Origin of the sequence: Arenimonas sp. (genome assembly GCF_022842045.1) — a bacterium.
Lineage (GTDB): Bacteria > Pseudomonadota > Gammaproteobacteria > Xanthomonadales > Xanthomonadaceae > Arenimonas.
Genome location: NZ_JALHQI010000053.1, coordinates 1 through 20,853, shown reverse-complemented (window position 1 = coordinate 20,853; position 20,853 = coordinate 1). Strand labels below are relative to the sequence as shown.

General features: G+C 71.7%; 18 protein-coding genes and 1 pseudogene. 12 read left to right on the top strand and 7 right to left on the bottom strand.

Translation table 11 applies throughout. The annotated features are described in order from the left end of the window. Positions 1 to 144: 144 nt before the first annotated feature. Positions 145 to 1,152, top strand: coding sequence for a helix-turn-helix domain-containing protein (locus tag Q0C12_RS11145; protein WP_290890331.1), 1,008 nt, complete (start codon positions 145 to 147; stop codon positions 1,150 to 1,152). A gap of 47 nt (positions 1,153 to 1,199) precedes the next feature. Continuing rightward, a complete protein-coding gene (dinB, locus tag Q0C12_RS11140) occupies positions 1,200 to 2,276 on the top strand; it encodes a DNA polymerase IV (RefSeq protein WP_290890327.1) in 1,077 nt (358 codons plus the stop codon). Between the two features lie 78 nt (positions 2,277 to 2,354). Here dinB and Q0C12_RS11135 read toward each other — a convergent pair whose 3' ends face one another. Next, the gene (locus Q0C12_RS11135) at positions 2,355 to 3,071 is read right to left on the bottom strand and encodes an RcnB family protein (RefSeq protein WP_290890324.1); all 717 of its coding nucleotides are present in this window, start codon (positions 3,069 to 3,071) and stop codon (positions 2,355 to 2,357) included. 180 nt (positions 3,072 to 3,251) lie between these two features. Between Q0C12_RS11135 and Q0C12_RS11130 the strand changes: the two genes are divergently transcribed. Then, positions 3,252 to 3,734, top strand: coding sequence for a YajQ family cyclic di-GMP-binding protein (locus Q0C12_RS11130; RefSeq protein ID WP_290890322.1), 483 nt, complete (start codon positions 3,252 to 3,254; stop codon positions 3,732 to 3,734). 142 nt (positions 3,735 to 3,876) lie between these two features. Here the strand turns inward: Q0C12_RS11130 and Q0C12_RS11125 are convergent, their stop codons facing one another. The 6 genes from Q0C12_RS11125 to Q0C12_RS11100 form a co-directional block, all read right to left on the bottom strand. Beyond that, positions 3,877 to 4,599 carry a 16S rRNA pseudouridine(516) synthase gene (locus Q0C12_RS11125; RefSeq protein WP_290890319.1) on the bottom strand — a complete coding sequence of 241 codons (723 nt, stop codon included), beginning with the start codon at positions 4,597 to 4,599 and terminating at the stop codon, positions 3,877 to 3,879. Then, positions 4,596 to 5,591 (bottom strand): methyltransferase, encoded by a 996-nt coding sequence (locus tag Q0C12_RS11120; protein ID WP_290890337.1) that lies wholly within the window; start codon positions 5,589 to 5,591, stop codon positions 4,596 to 4,598. The genes Q0C12_RS11125 and Q0C12_RS11120 overlap by 4 nt, the downstream gene beginning before the upstream one ends. A 93-nt stretch (positions 5,592 to 5,684) precedes the next feature. After that, positions 5,685 to 6,815, bottom strand: coding sequence for a GGDEF domain-containing protein (locus Q0C12_RS11115; RefSeq protein WP_290890316.1), 1,131 nt, complete (start codon positions 6,813 to 6,815; stop codon positions 5,685 to 5,687). A 4-nt stretch (positions 6,816 to 6,819) separates the two neighbouring features. Continuing rightward, positions 6,820 to 7,275, bottom strand: a complete 456-nt coding sequence (locus Q0C12_RS11110) for a hypothetical protein (RefSeq protein ID WP_290890313.1) — start codon at positions 7,273 to 7,275, stop codon at positions 6,820 to 6,822. A gap of 132 nt (positions 7,276 to 7,407) precedes the next feature. Beyond that, positions 7,408 to 8,190 carry a YiiX/YebB-like N1pC/P60 family cysteine hydrolase gene (locus Q0C12_RS11105; RefSeq protein WP_290890311.1) on the bottom strand — a complete coding sequence of 261 codons (783 nt, stop codon included), beginning with the start codon at positions 8,188 to 8,190 and terminating at the stop codon, positions 7,408 to 7,410. 61 nt (positions 8,191 to 8,251) lie between these two features. After that, positions 8,252 to 9,079, bottom strand: coding sequence for a DUF3014 domain-containing protein (locus Q0C12_RS11100; protein WP_290890308.1), 828 nt, complete (start codon positions 9,077 to 9,079; stop codon positions 8,252 to 8,254). 107 nt (positions 9,080 to 9,186) lie between these two features. On the opposite strand from Q0C12_RS11100, the gene Q0C12_RS11095 reads away from it, so the two are divergent. The 9 genes and pseudogenes from Q0C12_RS11095 to Q0C12_RS11055 all read left to right on the top strand — a co-directional run. Then, positions 9,187 to 10,533: a hypothetical protein gene (locus Q0C12_RS11095; RefSeq protein WP_290890305.1), complete on the top strand. Its 1,347-nt coding sequence runs from the start codon at positions 9,187 to 9,189 to the stop codon at positions 10,531 to 10,533. A 116-nt stretch (positions 10,534 to 10,649) separates the two neighbouring features. Beyond that, positions 10,650 to 12,278 carry a TldD/PmbA family protein gene (locus Q0C12_RS11090; RefSeq protein WP_290890303.1) on the top strand — a complete coding sequence of 543 codons (1,629 nt, stop codon included), beginning with the start codon at positions 10,650 to 10,652 and terminating at the stop codon, positions 12,276 to 12,278. 19 nt (positions 12,279 to 12,297) lie between these two features. Continuing rightward, positions 12,298 to 13,632: a TldD/PmbA family protein gene (locus Q0C12_RS11085; protein WP_290890300.1), complete on the top strand. Its 1,335-nt coding sequence runs from the start codon at positions 12,298 to 12,300 to the stop codon at positions 13,630 to 13,632. Between the two features lie 181 nt (positions 13,633 to 13,813). Continuing rightward, complete coding sequence (locus Q0C12_RS11080) at positions 13,814 to 14,446, top strand: DUF4159 domain-containing protein (protein WP_290890334.1); 633 nt, start codon at positions 13,814 to 13,816, stop codon at positions 14,444 to 14,446. Positions 14,447 to 14,575: 129 nt separating this feature from the next. Continuing rightward, positions 14,576 to 15,574 carry a MoxR family ATPase gene (locus Q0C12_RS11075; protein ID WP_290890297.1) on the top strand — a complete coding sequence of 333 codons (999 nt, stop codon included), beginning with the start codon at positions 14,576 to 14,578 and terminating at the stop codon, positions 15,572 to 15,574. Between the two features lie 8 nt (positions 15,575 to 15,582). Continuing rightward, a complete protein-coding gene (locus Q0C12_RS11070) occupies positions 15,583 to 16,479 on the top strand; it encodes a DUF58 domain-containing protein (protein ID WP_290890294.1) in 897 nt (298 codons plus the stop codon). Beyond that, complete coding sequence (locus Q0C12_RS11065) at positions 16,476 to 17,636, top strand: BatA domain-containing protein (RefSeq protein ID WP_290890291.1); 1,161 nt, start codon at positions 16,476 to 16,478, stop codon at positions 17,634 to 17,636. Before Q0C12_RS11070 ends, Q0C12_RS11065 begins: the two co-directional genes overlap by 4 nt. Beyond that, positions 17,633 to 19,753: a hypothetical protein gene (locus tag Q0C12_RS11060; protein WP_290890288.1), complete on the top strand. Its 2,121-nt coding sequence runs from the start codon at positions 17,633 to 17,635 to the stop codon at positions 19,751 to 19,753. Before Q0C12_RS11065 ends, Q0C12_RS11060 begins: the two co-directional genes overlap by 4 nt. Next, a pseudogene (locus Q0C12_RS11055) lies at positions 19,750 to 20,853 on the top strand (carboxypeptidase regulatory-like domain-containing protein); the annotation flags it as partial. The gene Q0C12_RS11060 and the pseudogene Q0C12_RS11055, both read left to right, overlap by 4 nt.

Genomic DNA, 20,853 nt, shown 5'->3' with positions numbered 1-20,853 from the left:
AGCTGGTCGCGCCCTCGGCGACGCCGCTGCCCGTCGGCCATCCCGGCCGCATCGCGCTGGTGGGCTGCGGCGGTGCCGACGCCGGCGCGCTGGCCGTGCCCGACGCGCTGGCGGACTGGCTGCAGCAGCACTCCGGAGCGATCTATGTCACGCGGTGAACAGCGATTCACCGTCGGCCTGCTGGCACTGGAAGGCGCCGTGCTGTCGAGCCTCACCGGGCCGATGGACATCCTGCGCGTCGCCCAGAAGCTGGACCAGGCGCGCGACCCCGGCACCCGGCTGCGCCTCGAGACCGTCCTGGTCGGTGCGCGCGGGCAGGCCACGGTAGCCGGCAGCGGCGGGCTGTCGATCGGCCCGGTGCAGTCGCCGGACGTCCCGCTGGACCTGCTGCTGGTGCCGGGCTACATGCACGCCAGCGCCGGCGACATGGTCGACCAGCTGGCCGGCTTCGGGCCGGAGATCGCGCTGCTGCGGACCATGCACCTGCGCGGCGTGCCGATCGCGGCGAACTGCTGCGGCACCTTCCTGCTGGCCGAGGCCGGCCTGCTCGACGGCCGCCACGCCACCACCAGCTGGTGGCTGGACGCGGCGTTCCGGCAGCGCTTCCCGCGGGTGAAGCTCGACGTCGAGCGCATGGTGGTCGAGGACGGCGGCGTCACCACCACCGGCGCCAGCACCGCGGTGCTGAGCTACATCCTGCAGCTGCTGGCCCAGCGCGTGGACCCGGCGCTGGCCCAGCACACCGCGCGCATGATGCTGATCGACCCCGACCGCCAGAGCCAGGCGCCCTACATCAGCCTGGCCCTGACCGAGCGGCCGCGGCATTCGCTTTCCGAGAAGGCCGAGCACTTCCTGCACAAGGAACTGCACCGCGAACTGAGCATCAGCGAGCTCGCGGAAGCCTGCGGCACCAGCGAGCGCAGCCTGCTGCGGCATTTCCGCCAGCACTACGGCAGCACGCCACTGGGACACGTGCAGCACCTGCGGGTCGAACGCGCCAAGGCGCTGCTCGAGACCACCCTGCTTAGCTTCGAGGAGATCGTCGAGCGCTGCGGCTACAGCGACGCCTCGAGCTTCCGCAAGCTGTTCAAGCGCGCCACCTCACTGACCCCGGCCGAGTACCGCGACCGCTTCCGGCTGCGCGCGGCCTGAGGCCACCGCCCCGCTGCGACGGCCGCGCCAGTGGGCGACAATGCCGCATGGCCCCGCCCCGCAAGATCGTGCACGTGGACATGGACGCGTTCTACGCGTCGGTGGAGCAGCGCGACGATCCCGCGCTGCGCGGCAGGCCGGTGGTCGTTGCGTGGCGCGGGGCGCGCTCGGTGGTGTGCGCCGCCAGCTACGAGGCGCGCAAGTTTGGCGTCCGCTCGGCGATGCCGGCGCTGCGCGCCGAGAAGCTGTGCCCGCAGGCGATTTTCGTGCCCCCGGACTTCGCCCGCTACAAGGCGGTGTCGCGCCAGGTGCGCGAAATCTTCGCCCGCCACACCGACCTGATCGAACCGCTGTCGCTGGACGAGGCCTACCTCGACGTCACCGCGAACAAGACCGGCCTGGCCAGCGCCACCGCGGTCGCGGAGGCGATCCGCGCCGCCATCCGCGAGGAAACCGCGCTTACCGCGTCGGCCGGCATTGCCCCGAACAAGTTCCTGGCCAAGATCGCCAGCGATTGGCGCAAGCCCGACGGCCAGTTCGTGGTGAAGCCGGCGCAGGTGCTGGCCTTCCTGGCGCCGCTGCCGGTGGGCAAGCTGCCGGGCGTGGGCAAGGTGATGGAAACGAAGTTGGCCACGCTTGGCGTCCGCACCGTCGGCCAGCTGCGCGAGCACGGGCTGCACGAACTGGAGCGGCGCTTCGGCCGCTGGGGCCGGCGCCTGCACGAGCTGTCGCTGGGCATCGACGAACATCCGGTGGAATCGGAGCGACCAACCACCCAGGTCTCGGCCGAGGACACCTTCGAGTGCGACATCCCGCTGGAGCAGACCACCGAGGCGATCGAGCGCCTCGCGGCCAAGGCCTGGGCCGCGGCCGCGCGCGAGGGCGACCGCAGCGGGCGCACGGTGGTGCTCAAGCTCAAGACCGCCGACTTCCGCATCCTCACCCGCAGCCTCACGCCGCCCTCGCCGCCCACCTCGCTGGCGCAGGTGGTCTCGATCGCGCTCGAGCTGCGGTCGCGCGTCGAACTGCCGGCGCGCACGCGCTACCGGCTGGTGGGCGTGGGCCTGGCCAACTTCCGCCGGCACGACGAGCTGCCGCCGCAGCCGGAACTGTTCGCGCCCTGAGCCGAGGCGGGCCCAGGGCCCACGGAATAAAAAAGGGGCCGGCATGGCCGGCCCCTCGCGGTGCACTTGCGCGCAACCTCAGTAGTACAGCCCGTACAGCACGTCGCGGATCAGGCCGGTGGCCAGCGCGACCAGCACCACGTCGCGGTCGACCCGGACCCAGTGGTAGCCGTAGGGCGGCGGCGGCAGGCGGTAGGCGCGGTAGTCCACGTAGTAGTGGCGGTCGTAGTAGTGGCGCGGCAGGCGATGGCCCACGCGCCACTGGTACGGCGCGTAACCACGCGGGTACACGTAGCGCACCGGCGCCCGGTAGCGGTACTGCGGCTGCCAGTAGTAGCCGTTCCAGCGGCCGTCGTTGTGGCGCGCGTAGTAGTCGCGGCGATCGTAGTAGCGGTCGTCGCGGCGGTCCTGGCGCCACTCGCGGCGGTCATCGCGCCAATCGCGGCGGTCGTCGCGCCATTCGCGGCGGTCTTCACGGCGGTCGGCGCGCCAGTCCCGGCGGTCGTCCCGGCGGTCGTAGCGGCGATCCTGGCGGTCGTCGCGGCGGTCCTCGCGCCAGTCGCGACGATCGTCGCGGCGGCCGTCGCTTACGACGCCGTGGCGGCCGCCCGGCTCGTCGCCCCGGCTCTGGCGGTCGCCGCGGCGATCGTCGCGATCCTCGCTGCGCTCACGGACTTCCGCCCGGGACTGGGCATCGCGGACGGCGCCCGGCAGGCCACTGTTCTGCGCACCGGCCGGCAGGGCCGTGGAGCCGGCGAGCAGGAGGGCCAGGGTGGCAAGCTTGAGATGGGACATGGTCGACCTCGGCAGGTGCGTGGACGGGAGGGTCCACGGCGCGAATCATTGCGCCCGGGCGTCTGAATTCTTTTTGAATGCGGACCGCCCCGTTTCGGTGCCAGTCAGCCCCGTGACGACTGACCGCGCCGCGCGGGCTGGGCTAGAATCCCGGCATCCCTTCCTGCCACCGATCCCGCCATGCCCTCCTTCGACGTCGTCTCGGAAGTCGACAAGCACGAGCTCACCAACGCCGTGGACACCGCCAACCGCGAACTGTCCACCCGCTTCGACTTCAAGGGCACGGACGCCAAGTTCGAGCTCAATGATTTCGTGGTCACCCAGCACGCGCCCAGCGACTTCCAGCTCAAGCAGATGCTAGACATCCTGCGCGGCCGCCTGGTCGCGCGCGGCATCGACATCCGTTGCCTGGACGTGGCCGAGCCGGAAGTGAACCTGGCCGGCGCGCGCCAGAAGGTGACCATCAAGCAGGGCATCGAGCAGAAGCTGGCCAAGAAGATCGTGGCCACGCTCAAGGAAGCCAAGCTCAAGGTCGAGGCGCAGATCAACGGCGACAAGCTGCGGGTCAGCGGCAAGAAGCGCGACGACCTGCAGGACGCGATGGCGCTGCTGCGCAAGTCCGACATCGAACTGCCGTTGCAGTTCGACAACTTCCGGGATTGATGCGCCGGCTGGAGCGAGTGGGCAGAAACCAGTGGAGAGGAACTAGGAGCTAGGAAATAGGAAATAGGAAATAGGAGCTAGGAAATAGTGGAGCAGGTCCATGCCGGCCGTTTGCACCTCACTAGCTCCTATTTCCTATTTCCTATTTACTAGCTCCTAGTTCCTGGCCCCCAAAAATCACCCGCCGATCCCCATCCCCCAGCACCCTCCACTCCCCCGGGGCCATCGCGTCCAGCCCGAGGCCGCCCAGGCTAAGCCGGTGCAGGGTTTCGACGTGGTTGCCGACCGCGGCGAACATGCGCCGGATCTGGTGGTAGCGGCCCTCGACCAGCGTGATTCGCGCCCGCCGCGGGCCCAGCGCCTGGAAACCGGCCGGCGCCAGCGGCGTTTTCTCCGACTCCAGCATCAGCGTGCCGCTGCCGAACACCTCGGCCTCGACGCCGCGCAGGTCCGCGGCCAGCGTGGCTTCGTAGACCTTCTCCAGCTTCGCCTTGGGCGAGGTGATCCGGTGCAGCAGCGCGCCGTCGTCGGTCATCAGCAGCAGGCCCGAGGTGTCGCGGTCCAAGCGGCCGACCGTGGAAAGCAGCGGGTCGCGCAAGCGATAGCGCGGCGGCAGCAGGTCGTAGACCACGCGACCGGGGTCCTTGGTCGAGCAGGTGTAGCCGGTGGGCTTGTGCAGCAGGAGCAGCAGGCCTTGCGGCGGATCCAGCGGCTCGCCGTCGATGCGGACCTGGTCGTGGCCGACGGCATCGTCGGCATACAGCACCTCGCCGGCCGGGTCGGTGACGCGACCTTCGCGGAACATCAGCTGCACCTGCTTGCGGCTGCCGTAGCCCAGGTTCGCGATCAGCTTCACCAGCTTCATGCCGCGCCCGCCTTGATCGCCTCGATCACCTTGAAGCCCGCGTCCTCGCGCACGGTGCGCACGGCCGAGAAGCCGCGGGACAGCGCCGACTCGTAGGGAAGATGCCGGTTGGCCACCAGCCACAGCCGCCCGCCGGCGCGCAGTGCGCCCGCGGCGGCGGCGATGAAGGCCTGGCCCAGGCCGGGCTCGTCCGCGCGGCCCTGGTGGAAGGGCGGGTTGCTGACGATGAAGTCGAAGCGCTCGGCCAGGCCACGGGTGACGTCGTGCCAGTGGAAGGCGACCGGCACGCGTGCCCCGGCGAGGTTCTCGCGCGCCAGCGCCAGTGCGCGAGCCTCGGCCTCGTACAGGTCGAGGCCGGTGACGGCCGGGCAGCGCGCCAATACTTCGCTGGCCAGGACACCGAAGCCGGCGCCCAGGTCCGCGCCCTGCCCCGCGAGATCGGCCGGCAGGCAATCGGCGAGCAGCGCGGAGGCGGCATCGATGCGGTCCCAGGCGAACAGGCCCGGCCGGCTCAGGAACCGGCCGTCGGCGATGCGTCGCGGCGCGTCGAGCGCCCGCCACTCGGCCTGCAGCACCGCATCCACCTGGCCGGCGGCCATCGGCGCGGTCCAGCAGACCCGGCAGTGGTTCTTGGTCAGCGCATGCACCGGGCCGGCGAGGCGCGCCAGGTCGTCCTGCATCGAGCGCGCGCCTTCTTTGTTGGCAGCGCAGGCCACCACCACGCCGCCCGGGGCCAGCTGCGCCAGCGCCCGAGCCAGCAGCGCGCGCGATTCGTCGCGCTGGCGCGGCGCCAGCACCAGCACCCGTTCGAACCGGCCGCTGTTGGCGTCCGACACCGCCAGCCCGTCGCGCTCGAGCGCCTCGGCCCAGGGGCGGAAGCTTTGTTCGCACACCGGCCTGTGCCGGCGCGCGGCGTTCAGCGCGACGCCGGCGCGCGCCCGCAGGAACAGCGTCCCGCCCGGCGCCGGCCAGTCCAGGGCGCCCGAGGACATCGGCAGGAACAAAGTATCGAGCGCGGGGTCGGCGGCCAGGGCCAAGGGCGGTCTCCGCCATGGGAACCCGGTGATTCTAGCCGGTGCCGCGGCTCAGGCGCCTTCGCCGGCGAGCGCGTGCACGCGGTTGCGGCCTTCGCCCTTGGCCGAATACAGCGCCAGGTCGACCGCACGGTACAACCCGTCGGCATCGCCGTGCCGGGCCGGCTCGAAGGTGCCGATGCCTATGCTGACCGTCACCGACAGCTGCACGCCGTTGCCGCAGTCAAGCGGGTGCTGCGCCAGGTCGTGGCGCAGCGCTTCGGCCAGCGCGCGGCCATCCACTTGCACGCCGTCCAGCAGCACCCCGAACTCCTCGCCGCCCAGCCGGGCCAGCAGGCAGGAAGGCGGCGGGAAGGCCCGGTGCAGGCGATCGGCGAGCGCCTGCAGGCAGGCATCGCCGGCCGCGTGGCCGAGGCGGTCGTTGACGCGCTTGAAGTGGTCGATGTCCAAGATCATCAGCGTGAACCCGGCGCCGCCGCGCAGCGCGCGCGTGGCGGCATGCTCCAGGCAGGCGGTGAAATGGCGGCGGTTGGCCAGCCCGGTCAGCGAGTCGGTGCGGCTCAGGTGCTCGTAGAGGTCGCGCTGTTCGCGCAGCGCCTCGTCCAGGCGCAGGCGGCGCCGGTACTCGGCGTGGCTGCGCACCAGCGCCCCGGCCAGGTAGAGCGCGTAGAACGACATCGCCACCGCCAGCGCGCGCACGTCGGGCAGGCTCCAGAGCACCACCAGCATCGGCAGGAACAGCACGCCCACGCCAACCGCGGCCAGGTGCCGCACGGTCGAGTAGACGTTGGCGAAGACGGTGGCGTAACCAATGGTGGCGATCAGCGACACCATCCGCGTGTCCTCGCCGAAGCGTGCATCGAGCAGCACCCAGGCCTGCACGCCGGCCCACAGGACCGAGGCCAGCGGCAGCACGAAGGCGTAGCGCCGAAGCCAGCGGCGAGCCTGTTCCTCGTCGCCGGCGTCGGGCGGGCGCATGGCCCAGCGCAGCGCGGCCAGGACGAGGAAGCCGCCGCCCACCGCCAGCGCGATGACCGGCGCGAAGTCGAGTACGTTGCCGAGCCACCCGATCACGGCCCAGCCAAACACGTAAAGGAAGCCGCCGACCTTCGACAGCTGGTGGGTGTCGGCGACGACCTGCCGCAGCCGCCACCCGGCCAAGGGCTGCGGCGCGGCGATCACACGATCATTCGCAGGCGCAGCGCGCGCGCGTGGCGCAGCGGACCGAGCCGAAATCACGGCCGGATCGGCACACGGCCTGCTTCCCGGCATCGCAGCTGATCGAGCAGCCGTTGCAGGTGCTGGTCGGCGGGGCCGTGCACGACGTCGGGCCCTGGCCCGGGCCCACGGCGGCCAGGGGCGCCGGCGCCGTGGCGGTCACCATGGACAGGAAGCCGACCTCCGGCTGCGACGCGCAGGCCTGGCGCACCGATGCCAGGTGGGCCGCGGAACTTCCCTCGCTGCCGCGGGCACTGGCAAAGCCCTCGACATAAGCGACGTACGGGGATTCGTCGGCGGCGCCATTGAAGTCGGCGCAGCGCGCGGTCTGGAGATCCACGGCCGGAGCCGGAGCCGGCTCCTGCGCCAGCGCCGGCAGGCCCGCGAAGATCGTGGCCAGCGCGATCACGGCCGCGAATCTCATCATTCCCATCATTTCCTTCACCCTATTGGTTGGTGACGCCACGGGGGCGTCCTGGCTGGCCGGAAAACACTGGTAGGTGCCGCTGCCTGCGGCGCGCCCACCCTAGCAAATTCCACCATGGCACGCCGGAATTCAAGCGGCAGGGGGTTCGGCCGGGGGCGGCCGCCGCAGGTCCAGGCTGCGGTAGTCGAACCCGTGGGCGAGCCGCGGCTTCACCACCTGGAAAAAGGGCGAGACGTCGAAGTCGCGGGGTGCGTACAGGCTGTGGTGCCGGATGTGCAGGATCTCCCGCCGGGCGCGCCGGGCGCCGGGGGAATCCACGTCCACCAGCTCCACCTCGGGCAGGATCGGGTAGTGGATCGACTCGAAGGCCTGGGCCAGCAGGGTCGAGCAGATCGCCTTGGTCGGCTCGCCGCTGCCCAACGACAGCATCCGGCGCTTCATCGAACCCGGCACCGGCGGGGTGCGGATGAAGTAACGGGCCAGGTCGAAGATGTTCTTCAGGTCGTAGGTGATGCCCTTTCGCGACAGCATGAACTCGGCCAGCGCCGCCACCTCGGCCTCGCCCAGGCCGACCGGCCGGCAGATCCGGGTATGCAGGCCGGAGAAGGTGCTCAGCGGGATCGTCCGCACGCCGTCCACCACGTCCACGTCCACCAGCACGCGCGGCTCCTCGCCCTCGGCCGGCGGTCCCAGGGTGTCGCCGATATAGAGCGCGGCGTGCGACCAGGTCGACTGGGTGAGGTACTTGATGGCGCTGGCGAAGCGGCTGCTGCCCTCCACCAGCACCACGTCGCCTTTGCGCAGGGTGGCCGCCAGCAGGCCGGTGGGGCTGGTGGGGATGTGGCTGTTGCGTTCGCGCGGCCGCGCCAGGAAGGCCGCGAGGCGACGACCGAGGTATTGCAGGGGCGACATGCCGGCTCCGACCGGTGGATCCGGCGGCCAGCCTAGCGCAAGCGGCGCGCGCCGGCCGGGGTCAGGCCGCGGGGCGCTGGCCCGCCAGCAGCGCGCGCAGCTCCCGCAGTTTGCCCTTCACCCGCGCGGCCTGCTCCGGGCCGAGGCGGATCATGGCCTTGTGCCCGACCGAGGCGCCCTCGAGCGCCGGGTCGGCGAAGGCCCAGCGCGGCTTGTCGGGCACCGGTACCAGCGCGATCGGACCCGCCGGGGTCGGCGCCGCCAGCAGGTGGTCGATCACTTCGACCAGCCGGTCGTTGAATTGCCGGTCCGGCACGCCCAGGTCGCGGTAAGCCTGCTGCAGGAGCGGATAGAAGCGGACGTAGGCCGAGACCAGCTGGCGGGCGTCGACCGCCTCGAACAGCGCCACGGCGGCGGCGTAGCGGGCCTCGTTGCCCGGGTCGAGCCAGGTGCCGCCATCGCGCGTGGCCACGCCCAGCGTGCCGGCGACGGGCCGGGCCGCATAGACGTTCTGGGTGACGGTGCTGCGTGGCAGCGCGTCGATGGTCGCGACCAGGCGCGGCAGCAGGAACTCCAGGCGCAGGAAGGCGCCGAGGTCGGCGCCGCCGGCCGCCGCCGCCAACGCGGCCATGGCTTCGGCATCGCTCTGGTCCAGCGCGGGCAGGGGCGCCTCGGTGGCGTCGGGCAGCACCGGCACGGCATCGATCGGGTACGCATCGGCCGGTGCCGTGGGCGCGGGATCCAGCACGGGCGCCGGACCGGTGGCCGGCGCGGCGGCAGTGGCGGGTTCGGGCGTCTCGTCGCGCGGGAAGTACTTCCAGGCGAGCAGGCCGCTGGCGGCCAGGAAGGCGGCCGCCAGCCACGGGCCGTAGTGGAAACGCTGGGACATGCCGGGGCTCCGCGCAGTTCAGACGCCCTTGAGAGTGACCGCCCCGGCCTGAAGTTCCCCGGAACGGAGGGCGTATGCTGGCGCCGTCTTCGCCGGGAATGACCGCCATGGCCTGCTGCCGAAGCCTGTCCGCCGCCCTGCTCGTGCTGCTCGCCGCCGCGGCGCGCGCCGAGCCGCCGCCGCGCTTCCCGCCCGGCGCGGTCTGGCACCAGGACATCCGCGACGCCCCCCTGCACCCGGATTCCGCGGCGATGGTGGCGACCTGGGTGGGCCTGGGCGGCTTCGGCAACGGCCGCATGCAGATCGACTTCAGCTTCCACGTGGTGCGCGCCGGCAACGACGCGCCGCTGCGGACGATCCTCGCCTACCCGTCCGCGGGCAGCTATTACTCGCCCGACTGCGAGGCGCCGGGCACCGCGATGCCGGTCCCGGTGGACGCGGCGATCGAAGGCCAGGACGGCCTGGCCTGCGACAACGCCAACGGCGACTGCCACCTGCTGGTGGTGCAGGGCGCGCGCCTGTACGAGGCCTACCGCGCCAACGCCAGCGGCGCCGGCGGGCTCCAGGCACAGTGCCTGGCCGTGTGGCGCCTGGACCGCGTCTATCCGGCCAGCAACCGCGGCGAGCACTGCACCAGCGCCGACGCCGCCGGCTTCCCGATCGCACCGCTGCTGTTCAACGCCGACGAAGTGCACGCGGCGATGCAGCAGGCCGACGGCGACCTGGGCCATGCGATCCGCTTCATCCTGCCCAATGCGCGCATGGCCACCACGCTGGCGGGTGGCGTGCGCCGACCCGTCTACGTGCGGCCGGCGAGCCACGCCGGCGGGCCGAGCGGACCGGAAGGCACGATTCCCTACGGCGCCCGGCTGCGGCTGCGCGCCGATTTCCCGGTCGGCCTGTACCCACCGGCGGCGCAGGTGATCCTGCGCACGATGCAGCGCTACGGCATCGTGCTATCCGACGGCGGCAACATCGCGCTCACGGCCGAGAGCGACCGCTACACCGAACAAACCTGGGCATCGCTGGGCATCACCTCGCGGGTGTTCGACCAGGCGGTGCCGGCGGCGCCGGTGCGGGCGCAGGACTTCGCGGTGCTCGACACCGGCCCGCGGATCGTCGAGACGTATGCCTGCGTGCGCAATGCCGAACCCGTCGATCCGCACGCGCTGGTGGCGCGCACCCAGCGCGTCGGCGCCAGCCGGCGCGAGCTGACGACGCTGTCCTGGCAAGGGGGCGCCGAGCGCGTGGACATCCATGCCGGCGCCGAGCTGGTGGCCACCGTCGACAACGCCGGCCAGCACCTCGCCAAGCCGCGCCCGGCCGGCACGCCATGGCGCGTGTGCGACGCCGGCACCACCGCCTGCAGCGAGGCCGCGGCGCCCCTGCCCGACCGCTATCTTCACGCGCCCATGCCGACCCGGAAACGGTCATCCGGCCGCGACCAGCCCTAGGCCAATGGTCACTTGACCGTCCCGGACGGCATTCGCCACAGTCGGGAGGCAACTTCTCTCGCCGCAACGTCCGGTACCGCCGGCGCGCGGCCCGGCCCCTTCGCTGGAGTGACACGATGCACAGACGCGACTTCCTGACGATCTCGGGCGTCGGCCTTGCCGGCCTGATGCTTCCCTACAGCCGCTCCATTGCCGCCCAGGAGCTGGTTTCCGGCCTCGACGTGGCGCTCAAGAAAGCCATCGCCGACGCCGCGCTGAACGCCGCCACCGGCGCCGGCGCCAGCTACTGCGACGTGCGCGTGGGCCGCTACCTGCAGCAGTTCGTGATCACCCGCGAGGACAAGGTCCAGAACGTGGTGAACACCGAATCCACCGGCGTCGGCATCCGCGTGATCGCCAACGGCGCCTGGGGCTTCGCCGCCACCCGCGACCTCAGCGTCGCCGCGGTCGCCGACGCCGCCCGCCAGGCCACCGCCATCGCCAAGGCCAACTCCCGCTTCCAGACCGCGCCGGTGCAGCTGGCCAAGGTCACTGGCGTCGGCGAAGTGAGCTGGAAGGCGCCGGTGAAGAAGAACGCCATGGCCGTGCCGCTCAAGGACAAGGTCGACCTGCTGCTGAGCGTGAACGCCGCCGCGATCAAGGCCGGCGCCGACTTCGTCAACTCCACGCTGTTCCTGGTGAACGAGCAGAAGTATTTCGCCTCCACCGACGGCAGCTACATCGACCAGGACGTGCACCGCATCTGGGCGCCGTTCACCGTCACCGCCATCGACAAGGCCAGCGGCAAGTTCCGCACCCGCGACGGCCTGTCGGCGCCGATGGGCATGGGCTACGAGTACCTCGACGGCGACGCCTCGCAGAAGTACGTGTCGCCCAACGGCGTGGTGAACTACGGCAAGTCCTATGACATGGTCGAGGACGCCGTCGCCGCCGCCAAGCAGGCCCGCGAGAAGCTTACCGCCCCGTCGGTGAAGCCGGGCAAGTACGACCTCGTGCTCGACCCCTCGCACCTGTGGCTGACCATCCACGAGAACGTGGGCCACCCGCTCGAGCTCGACCGCGTGCTGGGCTACGAGGCCAACTACGCCGGCACCAGCTTCGCCACGCTCGACAAGCGCGAGCAGGGCTTCCGCTACGGCAACGAGCGCGTGAACCTGTTCGCCGACAAGATCCAGGAAGGCAGCCTGGGCGGCGTCGCCTACGACGACGAGGGCGTGAAGACCAAGCAGTGGGACCTGGTGAAGGACGGCGTCCTGGTCAACTACCAGGCCATCCGCGACCAGGCCCACATCATCGGCGAGACCGAATCGCACGGCTGCTGCTACGCCGACTCCTGGTCCAGCGTGCAGTTCCAGCGCATGGCCAACGTGTCGCTGGCGCCGGGCAAGGAGAAGCTCTCCGTCGCCGACATGATCAAGGACGTCGAGAAGGGCATCTACATCATCGGCGACGGCTCGTTCTCGATCGACCAGCAGCGCTACAACGCCCAGTTCGGCGGCCAGCTGTTCTACGAGATCAAGGACGGCGCCATCGCCGGCATGATCGAGGACGTGGCCTACCAGATCCGCACGCCGGAGTTCTGGGCCGCCTGCTCGGCCATCTGCGACGAATCCGACTACCGCCTGGGCGGCAGCTTCTTCGACGGCAAGGGCCAGCCCGGCCAGGTCTCGGCGGTGTCGCATGGTTCCAGCACGGCCCGTTTCGACGGCATGAACGTCATCAACACCGCCCGCAACATCGGCTGACCGGCCAGGAGCCCAACACATGAGCATCTTCACCGAAGAACAGGCCAAGGCCATCCTGGACAAGGTCATCAAGCTGTCGGTCGCCGACGACTGCACCGCCACGCTGACCGGCGCCATCAACGGCAACATCCGCTTCGCCCTGAACAACGTCTCCACCAGCGGCATCGTCAGCGACATCCAGCTGGCGGTGCAGTGCGCGTTCGGCAAGCGCGAAGGCATCGCCACCATCAACGAGTTCGACGACGCCGCGCTCGAGCGGGTGGTTCGCCGGGCCGAGGACCTCGCGCGCCTGGCCCCGGAGAACGAGGAGTACATGCCGGCGCTGGAGAAGCAGGTCTACAAGGCCAGCCCGACCTTCAACGCCGCCACGGCCGCCATCACGCCCGAGCTGCGCGCCCAGGTGGCCGCCGACTCGATCACGCCCTGCAAGGAGAACAAGCTCATCGCCGCCGGCTTCCTCAGCGATGGCCACAGCTTCTTCGCCTTCGCCAACAACAAGGGCAACTTCGGCTACCAGCAGGCCACCAACCTCAACTACACCTGCACGGTGCGCACCGAGGACGGCCGCGGTTCGGGCTGGGTCTCGCGCAACCTCGGCGACGTCAGCCAGTTCAAGGCCAGCGACGACATCCAGATCGCGATCCAGAAGGCGCGCGACTCGGCCGACGCCAAGGCGCTCGAGCCCGGCAAGTACACCGTGATCCTGGAGCCGGCCGCGGCCGCGGGCCTGATCAGCTTCATGATGTTCTTCTTCGACGCCCGCCAGGCCGACGAAGGCCGCAGCTTCCTCTCGAAGAAGGGCGGCGGCACCAAGCTCGGCGAACAGGTCTACGACCCGCGCGTGAACCTGCGCGCGGATCCGTGGGACGCCGATGCGCCGGTGATGCCCTGGGACGACATCGGCCTGCCGCGCGAGGCGATGGACATCATCAAGGACGGCAAGATCGCCAACCTGCAGTACTCGCGCTACTGGGCGCAGAAGCAGGGCAAGAAGGCCATCGCCACCCCGGGCAACCTGCTGATGTCGGGTGGCGACAAGTCCACCGCCGAGCTGGTCAAGGGCACCCAGAAGGGCATCCTGGTCACCCGCACCTGGTACATCCGCATGGTGGACCCGCAGACGGTGCTGCTGACCGGCCTGACCCGCGACGGCACCTTCTACATCGAGAACGGCGAGATCAAGCACCCGGTGAAGAACTTCCGCTTCAACGAGTCGCCGGTGATCATGCTCAACAACATCGAGGAGCTCGGCAAGCCGGTGCGCCTGGGCGCCGACGAGTCGCCGTTCATCATGATGATCCCGCCGATGAAGCTGCGGGACTTCACGTTCACGTCGCTGTCCGACGCGGTTTGAGTTGAGGCAAAGCTAACCCTCTCCCCAACCCCTCTCCCCCAGGGGAGGGGGGCTTCAAGCTCCCTCTCCCCTGGGGGAGAGGGCTGGGGAGAGGGGAACGCTCCACCCCATGAACCGCCGCCACTTCCTCGCTGCCTTCGCCACCGCCCTCGCCACCCAGCCCCTGCTCTCGCGCAGGCTGATGGCGCAGGCCGGCGCCGACTACGATTTCTGGTTCACGCGGCTGATGTACGACTCGGGCGACTGGGACGTGGACCAGCGCATGCCGGCCAACGTGATCACTTCGCTGATCGAGTACACGCCGCTGCGGGTGGACCCGAAGGAGCACGTGCTGGCACTGTCGGACCCGCGCATGCTCACCGCGCCCTTCTGCTACCTGTCGGGCCACAAGCTGGTGGAGTTCAACCCGGACGAGCGCCGCAACTTCGAGCGCTACGTGCGCAGCGGCGGCTTCGTGTTCGTGGACGACTGCAACCACGACATCGACGGGCTGTTCGCCAAGTCCTTCGAGGAGGAGATGGCGTCGATCTTCGGCCCGCGCGCGATGCAGAAGCTGCCGCCGCGCCACCCGCTCTACTCGAGCTTCTTCAAGTTCGACGGCCCGCCCACCACCAGCTTCGAACTCAACGGCTGGGGCGACGACATCGTGCACGACTACCTCAAGGGCATCAGCATCGATGGCCGGCTGGGCGTGCTCTACAGCAACAAGGACTACGGCTGCGAGTGGGACTACGACTGGCGCAACAAGCGCTGGCTGGCGGAAGACAATACGAAGTTTGCGGTGAATATCGTGATGTACGCGCTTACGAGCTAGGAACTGGTCAAGAGGAACTAGGATCTAGTGAAAATCGGCTTCGCCGAGCAACCTGTCGAGACCTGCCTCTACTAGTTCCTAGTTCCTCTTCACTAGTTCCTGGATGCGCACCAGAAAACCGGAAACCCAATGACCAACACCCACTCCCCCGAAGCAGAGCTCCAAACCCAGCTCGCCCGCATCGCCCCGCTGCGCGCCGCCATCGCCCAGGCCATCGTCGGCCAGGAGGACGTGGTCGAGCAGCTGCTGATCGGCCTGCTGGCCGGCGGCCATTGCCTGCTCGAGGGCGTGCCCGGGTTGGGCAAGACCCTGTTGGTGCGCACCCTGGGCCAGGCCCTGGACCTCCAGTTCCGGCGCGTGCAGTTCACGCCCGACCTGATGCCCAGCGACATCCTCGGCACCGAGATCCTGGAGGAAGACCACGGCACCGGCCACCGCCACTTCAAGTTCCAGCCGGGCCCGGTGTTCACCCACCTGCTGCTGGCCGACGAGCTCAACCGCACGCCGCCCAAGACCCAGGCCGCGCTGCTGGAGGCGATGCAGGAAAAGACCGTCAGCTACGCCGGCGTCACCCACGTGCTGCCGGCGCCGTTCTTCGTGCTGGCCACGCAGAACCCGCTCGAGCAGGCCGGCACTTACCCGCTGCCCGAGGCACAGCTCGACCGCTTCCTGCTGCACGTGCGGGTGGACTACCCCAGCGAGGCCGAGGAGCGCGACATCATCGAGCAGACCACCGGCAGCAAGACCGCGAAGGTGCCGCAGGTGATGCGCGGCGAAGACGTGCTGGCGCTGCAAGCGCGCGTGCGCGAGGTGCACCTGGGCGCCGACCTGCTGGACTGGATCACGCGCCTGGTGCGCGCCAGCCGGCCGCTGCCGGGCGCCTCGGCCGACGTGCTGAACTGGGTGAAGTGGGGCGCAGGCCCGCGCGCCGGGCAGTCGCTGGTGCTGGCGGCGAAGGCGCGCGCCCTGCTGCACGGCCGCTTCGCCGCCACCCGCGAGGACGTGGTCGCCTTGGCCGCGCCCGTGCTGCGCCACCGCCTGCTGCTGTCGTTCGCGGCCGAGGCCGAGCAGAAGTCGGCCGACGACGTCGTGGCCTCGCTGCTGCGCAGCGTGCCGCTGGGCGGCTGAGCCGCGGCGTGCCCGGCCCCGATTTCATTCCCGCCGCGGTGCGCGCGCGGCTCAAGGACCTGCGCCTCGCGGGGCGCCGGGCCGTGGGAGGGCATGGCTTCGGGCAGCACCCCAGCCGCAGCCGCGGCGCCGGGCTGGAGTTCGCGCAGTACCGCGCGTACGAGCCCGGCGACGAACTGCGGCAGATCGACTGGAAGCTGTACGCGCGCTCGGACCGGTTCTTCGTGCGCGAGGCCGAGCGCGACAGCCCGTTGACCGCATGGGTGGTGATCGACGCGACTGCCTCGATGGGCCAGGGCGACGCCGCGCGCGCCGGCTGGACGCGGCTCGACGCCGCGCGCGCGCTGGCGGCCTGCGTGTTCGAACTCGCGCTGCGCCAGGGCGACTACTTCGGCCTGGCGGTGATCAACGGCGACGGGCTGCGGCTGGTGCCGTCCGGCGCCGGGCCGCGCCAGCGCGACCGCTGCCTGCTGGAGCTGCAGGCCGCCAGGCCAACCGGCCGCTGGCCGGAGGCCGCGCGCCTGCGTCCGCTCTGGGAGCGCGCGCTCGCCGGCCAGCTGGTGGTGCTGCTCAGCGACGATTTCGACGATGAGGTCGTCGCGATGGCGGAGAAGCTGTCCGCCGCCCGTCGGGAAGTGCTCAACGTGCAGCTGCTCACCGCCGAGGAGCGCGATTTCCCGTTCCGCGGCGGCCATCGTTTCCGGGACCCGGAATCGGGGCAGGAGCTATTGAGCGACGGCGTCGCCGCGCGCAGTGATTTCCTGGCGCGATTCGCCGCCGCCCGCGAGGCGCTGGGCCTGCGGCTGGCCGCCGCCGGCGTGCGGCGGGTCGAGTATTTCCTCGACCAGCCGCTGGACCTGCCGCTGCGCCGCCTGTTCGCGCCGCTGGCCTCGGAGCGCACGTGAGCCTGGGCCTGCTTGCCCCGGTCGGGCTGTGGGCGCTGGCGGCGCTGGCGCTGCCGCTGCTGGTGCACCTGGTGCGGCGGGAGGAACAGAAGCCGACCGCCTTCGCCGCGCTGCGCTGGCTGGCCGCACGCCTGAAGCCACGCCAGAAACTGCGCTTCGACGAGTGGCTGCTGCTGGCGCTGCGCCTGCTGCTGGTGGCCGGGCTGGCGCTGCTGCTGGCGCAGCCGGTGCTTCATGGTGCGGGCGCCGGTGCGCCCTGGCTGGTGGTGATGCCCGGCGCCGACGCCCGCCAGGCGCCCGCGCTGCCCGAAGACGCCGAACGCCGTTGGCTGGCGCCCGGCTTCCCACCGATCACCGAGGCCATGCCGTCGCCACCGGTGGCCACGGCCAGTCTGCTGCGCGAGCTCGACGCGATGCTGCCGTCCGGCACGGCCCTCACCGTGCTGGCCACCGAACGCTTCGACGGCGCCGACGGCGAGCCGCCGCGGCTGTCGCGCCGCGTCGACTGGCGCGTGGTGGACGGCGCCCCCGCCGAAGCCAAGCGCGCGGCCGAACCGCCCTTCTCGCTCGCGGTTCGGCACGCCGGCGACGACACGCCGGGCCTGCGCTACCTGCGCGCCGCGGCCCTGGCCTGGACGCCGGATGCCGCGACGGCCCCCGACATCGCGCCGGACATCGCGCCCGTCGATGCGGCGCTCGCTGCCGACACGCGCCACCTCGCCTGGCTGGCGCCCGGCCCGCTGCCGCCTTCGGTGCTCGCCTGGGTCGACGCAGGCGGCCGCGCGCTGATCGTCGCCGATGCCGAGTGGCCCTTGCCGCAGCGCGGCCAGCCTGCGTGGCAGGACGCCCGCGGCGAGCCACGCGCACAACGCGCGGCGCTGGGCAAAGGCATGGTCGTGCAGCTTGCGGTGCCACTGTCGCCCGCGGCCTTGCCTGAATTGCTCGAGCCGGGTTTCCCGGACACGCTGCGCCACCTGCTGCAGGCGCCGCCGCCCGCGCCGCAGCGCGCGGCGGCCGCGGCGTACGCACCGCAACCCGGCGGCCCGGACTTCCCCGAGACACCGCGCGAGCTGGCGATGCCGCTGCTGTGGCTGCTGCTGGGCCTGTTCGCACTCGAACGCTGGCTGGCGACCGGGCGACGCGAGGCGGGCGCATGAGCCTGGCCGCGCCCGTCCGCGAGGCGCTCGCCGCCGCGCGCCGGCGCCACGCGCTGGTCGTGGCGGCGTTTGCCCTGCCGGTGGCGGCATTCGTGGCGGTGTCGCTGGCGAAGGATGCATCGCTGCCGCACCTGCTGGTGCTGGCGATGATCGCGTCGGTGGTGCCGATGCTGGCCTGGCTGAAGCGGCCCGGGCGCGATATGCGCGCCCTCGCCCGCCGGCTCGATGCCCGCGCCGACCTCGAGGACAGCGCCGACCTCCTGTTCACCGACGCGTCGGCGCTCGGCCCGCTGCAACGCCTGCAGCAGCAACGCCTGGTCGAACGCCTGGCCGTGCGGCCCGCCGACCTGCGCACGCCGTGGCCGCGCGGCTGGCTCCTGCTGGTCTGGGCGGTGTTCGCCGTGCTGGTCGCGGCCACGGCGTGGATGCCGCCCTACTCGTTCACCGTGCCGCTGCCGCAGCGCGCAACATCGCCCGCACCGATGCCGGCCGCGCAGGCCACCGACATCGTGCTGGCCTCGGCCCGGCTCGGCATCGAACCGCCGGCCTACACCGGCCTAGATGCCAGCACCCAGTCCGAACTCTCGGCCAGGCTGCCGCAGGACGCGCGCCTGGACTGGACGCTGCGCTTCACGCCCAACCCCGAGGCCGCCGAGCTCGTTTTCCATGACGGCCAGCGCCTGCCGCTGACCCGCGAGGGCGAGGACTGGACCGCGGCGCGCACGCTGTCCAAGTCCACGCTCTACCGCATAGAGACCGTCGGCCCGCTGCCGCTGCGCGACGACGACCTGCACCGCCTCGACGCCATCGCCGACCAGCCGCCACAGCTGCGCGCGGTCGCGCCCGAGCGCAGCCTGACCCTGGCCACGCCCGGCCAGCGCCAATGGGCGCTCGACTTCGAGGCCAGCGACGACCACGGCCTGGGCGCCGCGCGCCTGGAGATCACGCTGGCGCAGGGCAGCGGTGAACAGGTCACGGTGACCGAGCGCACGCTGGCGCTGCGCGGCGAGGGCGACGCGCGCCTGCGCCGCTACGCGCACGTACTCGACCTCGCGAGCCTGGGCCTTGGCGAAGGCGACGACCTGATCGTGCGCCTGGTGGTGGCCGACAACCGCGCGCCGACGCCACAGCAAAGCCGCAGCGCCCGCTTCATCCTGCGCTGGCCGCTGCCGCCCAGCGCCGAGTCCAGCGGCATGGAGGGCCTGGTGAAGAAAGCGCTGCCGGCCTACTTCCGCAGCCAGCGCCAGATCATCATCGACGCCGAGGCGCTGCTGGTCGATCGCCCGCGGCTGTCGGCCGACGAGTTCATGCTGCGCTCGAACAACCTGGGCGTGGACCAGCGCCTGCTGCGCCTGCGCTACGGCCAGTTCCTCGGCGAGGAGAGCGAAGGCGAGCCCGAGCCGCCGCCCGGCTACGAGGACGGCGAACACCACGATGGCGACGGCCACGACCACGATGCCGAACCCCCGGCCGCGCCCACGCCGCCCGGCGGCGAAAGCGTGCTCGAGCTCTACGGCCACACCCACGACGAGGCCGAGGCCGCGACCCTGCTCGACCCCGAGACCCGCGCGCTGCTGAAGCAGGCACTCGACGCGATGTGGCTGTCCGAAGGCGGCCTGCGCCAGGGCGACCCGGCCGCGGCGCTGCCGCACGCCTATCGCGCGCTTGGCTTCATCAAGCAGGTGCAGCAGGCCTCGCGCATCTACCTCGCGCGCACCGGCCTGGAGCTGCCGCCGATCGATGAAGCGCGCCGCATGACCGGCGACCGCAAGGGCATCGCCTCGCGCGGCACCGGCCTGGTGCCGCTGGCAGCCGGCGAGAACCCGGCGCTGCCGCTGTGGCGCGCATTGGCGACACCGGCGGGCGGCGACGCCGAACTGGACGCCTTCGCCGACTGGCTGCGCGCCAACGAAGCGCGCGTGGACGACCCGCTGTCGCTGGTGGCCGCCATCGACGCGCTGCGCCGCGACCCCGCCTGCGGCGACTGCCGCGCCGCGCTGCGCGCCCGCCTGTGGCCCTTGCTGCCACGCGACGCAGCGATGACCCCGGCGCGACCGCGACCGGGTGGCCGCGGCCAGGCCTACCTCGACGCCCTGCGGACGGAGGCTTCGCCATGAGCCAGGTGGCGCTGATGGCCTGGGTGCTGGCGGGCGTCGCCGCGGTGGCGATGCTGCGTGTGGTGCTATCGAATCGCGGCGAGCGCGCCTGGCGCCGGGCCGTGCTGCTGGTGGGCCAAGCCGCGCTCGCGGGCCTGCTGGGGTGCGTGCTGGTGCCACCCCTGCAGCCCGGCCAGGCCGGTGCGCTGCTGGTGCTGACCGAAGGCGCCGATGTCGATGCGCTCAAGCCCACGACGGACGCGCGCATCGTGTCGCTGCCGGGGGCACCCGCATTCGAAGGCGCCGAGCCGGTGCCCGACCTCGGCACCGCGCTGCGGCGCCATCCCGCCGCGCGGCCAGTGCGCGTGCTCGGCAGCGGCCTGCCCTCGCGCGACCGCGATTCTGCCCGCGGCCTGGATATCCGCTTCGAGTCCGTGCCGCTGCCCGACACCCTGGTCGCGCTGGCGCTGCCCGACACGCTGGTCCGCGGCCGCCGTTTCGAGCTGGCGGGCCGGATCGCCGGTCACGCCGGCGGCCAGGTCGAGCTGCTCGACCCGGCGGGCCAGCGCATCGATGGTGCCGCACTCGATGCGGAAGGCGAATTCCGGCTCATGGGCGTCGCCGGTCCGGCGGGCGCGGCGGACTACCGCCTGCAGTGGCGGCGCGATGGCGAAGAGGCGACCGGCGGCGTCACGCTGCCGCTGCGCACGTCCGAAGGCGATGCGCTGCGGGTGCTGGTGGTCGCCGGCGGCGCCAGCCCCGAACTCAAGTACCTGCGACGCTGGGCGCTCGATGGCGGCCTCGCGCTCGGCAGCCAGCTCCGCCTGGGCGCCGGCATCGTGCTGGGCGACGACCGCGCTGCGCTCACCGCCGCGCGCCTGGCCGAACTCGACCTGGTGGTGATCGACGAACGCGCCTGGCGCGCGCTCGGCGCCGGTGGCCAGGCCACGCTGCGCGACGCCGTGCGCGACGGGCTCGGCCTGCTGCTGCGGCTGGGGGCCGACCCCACCGAGGCGGAACGACGCACGCTGGCGGACTGGGGCTTCACCGTGACGCCCGCCGACGTGCCGCGCGGCCTGCGCCTGCCCGGCACGGCCCGGGCCGACGCGGCGACGCCCGGC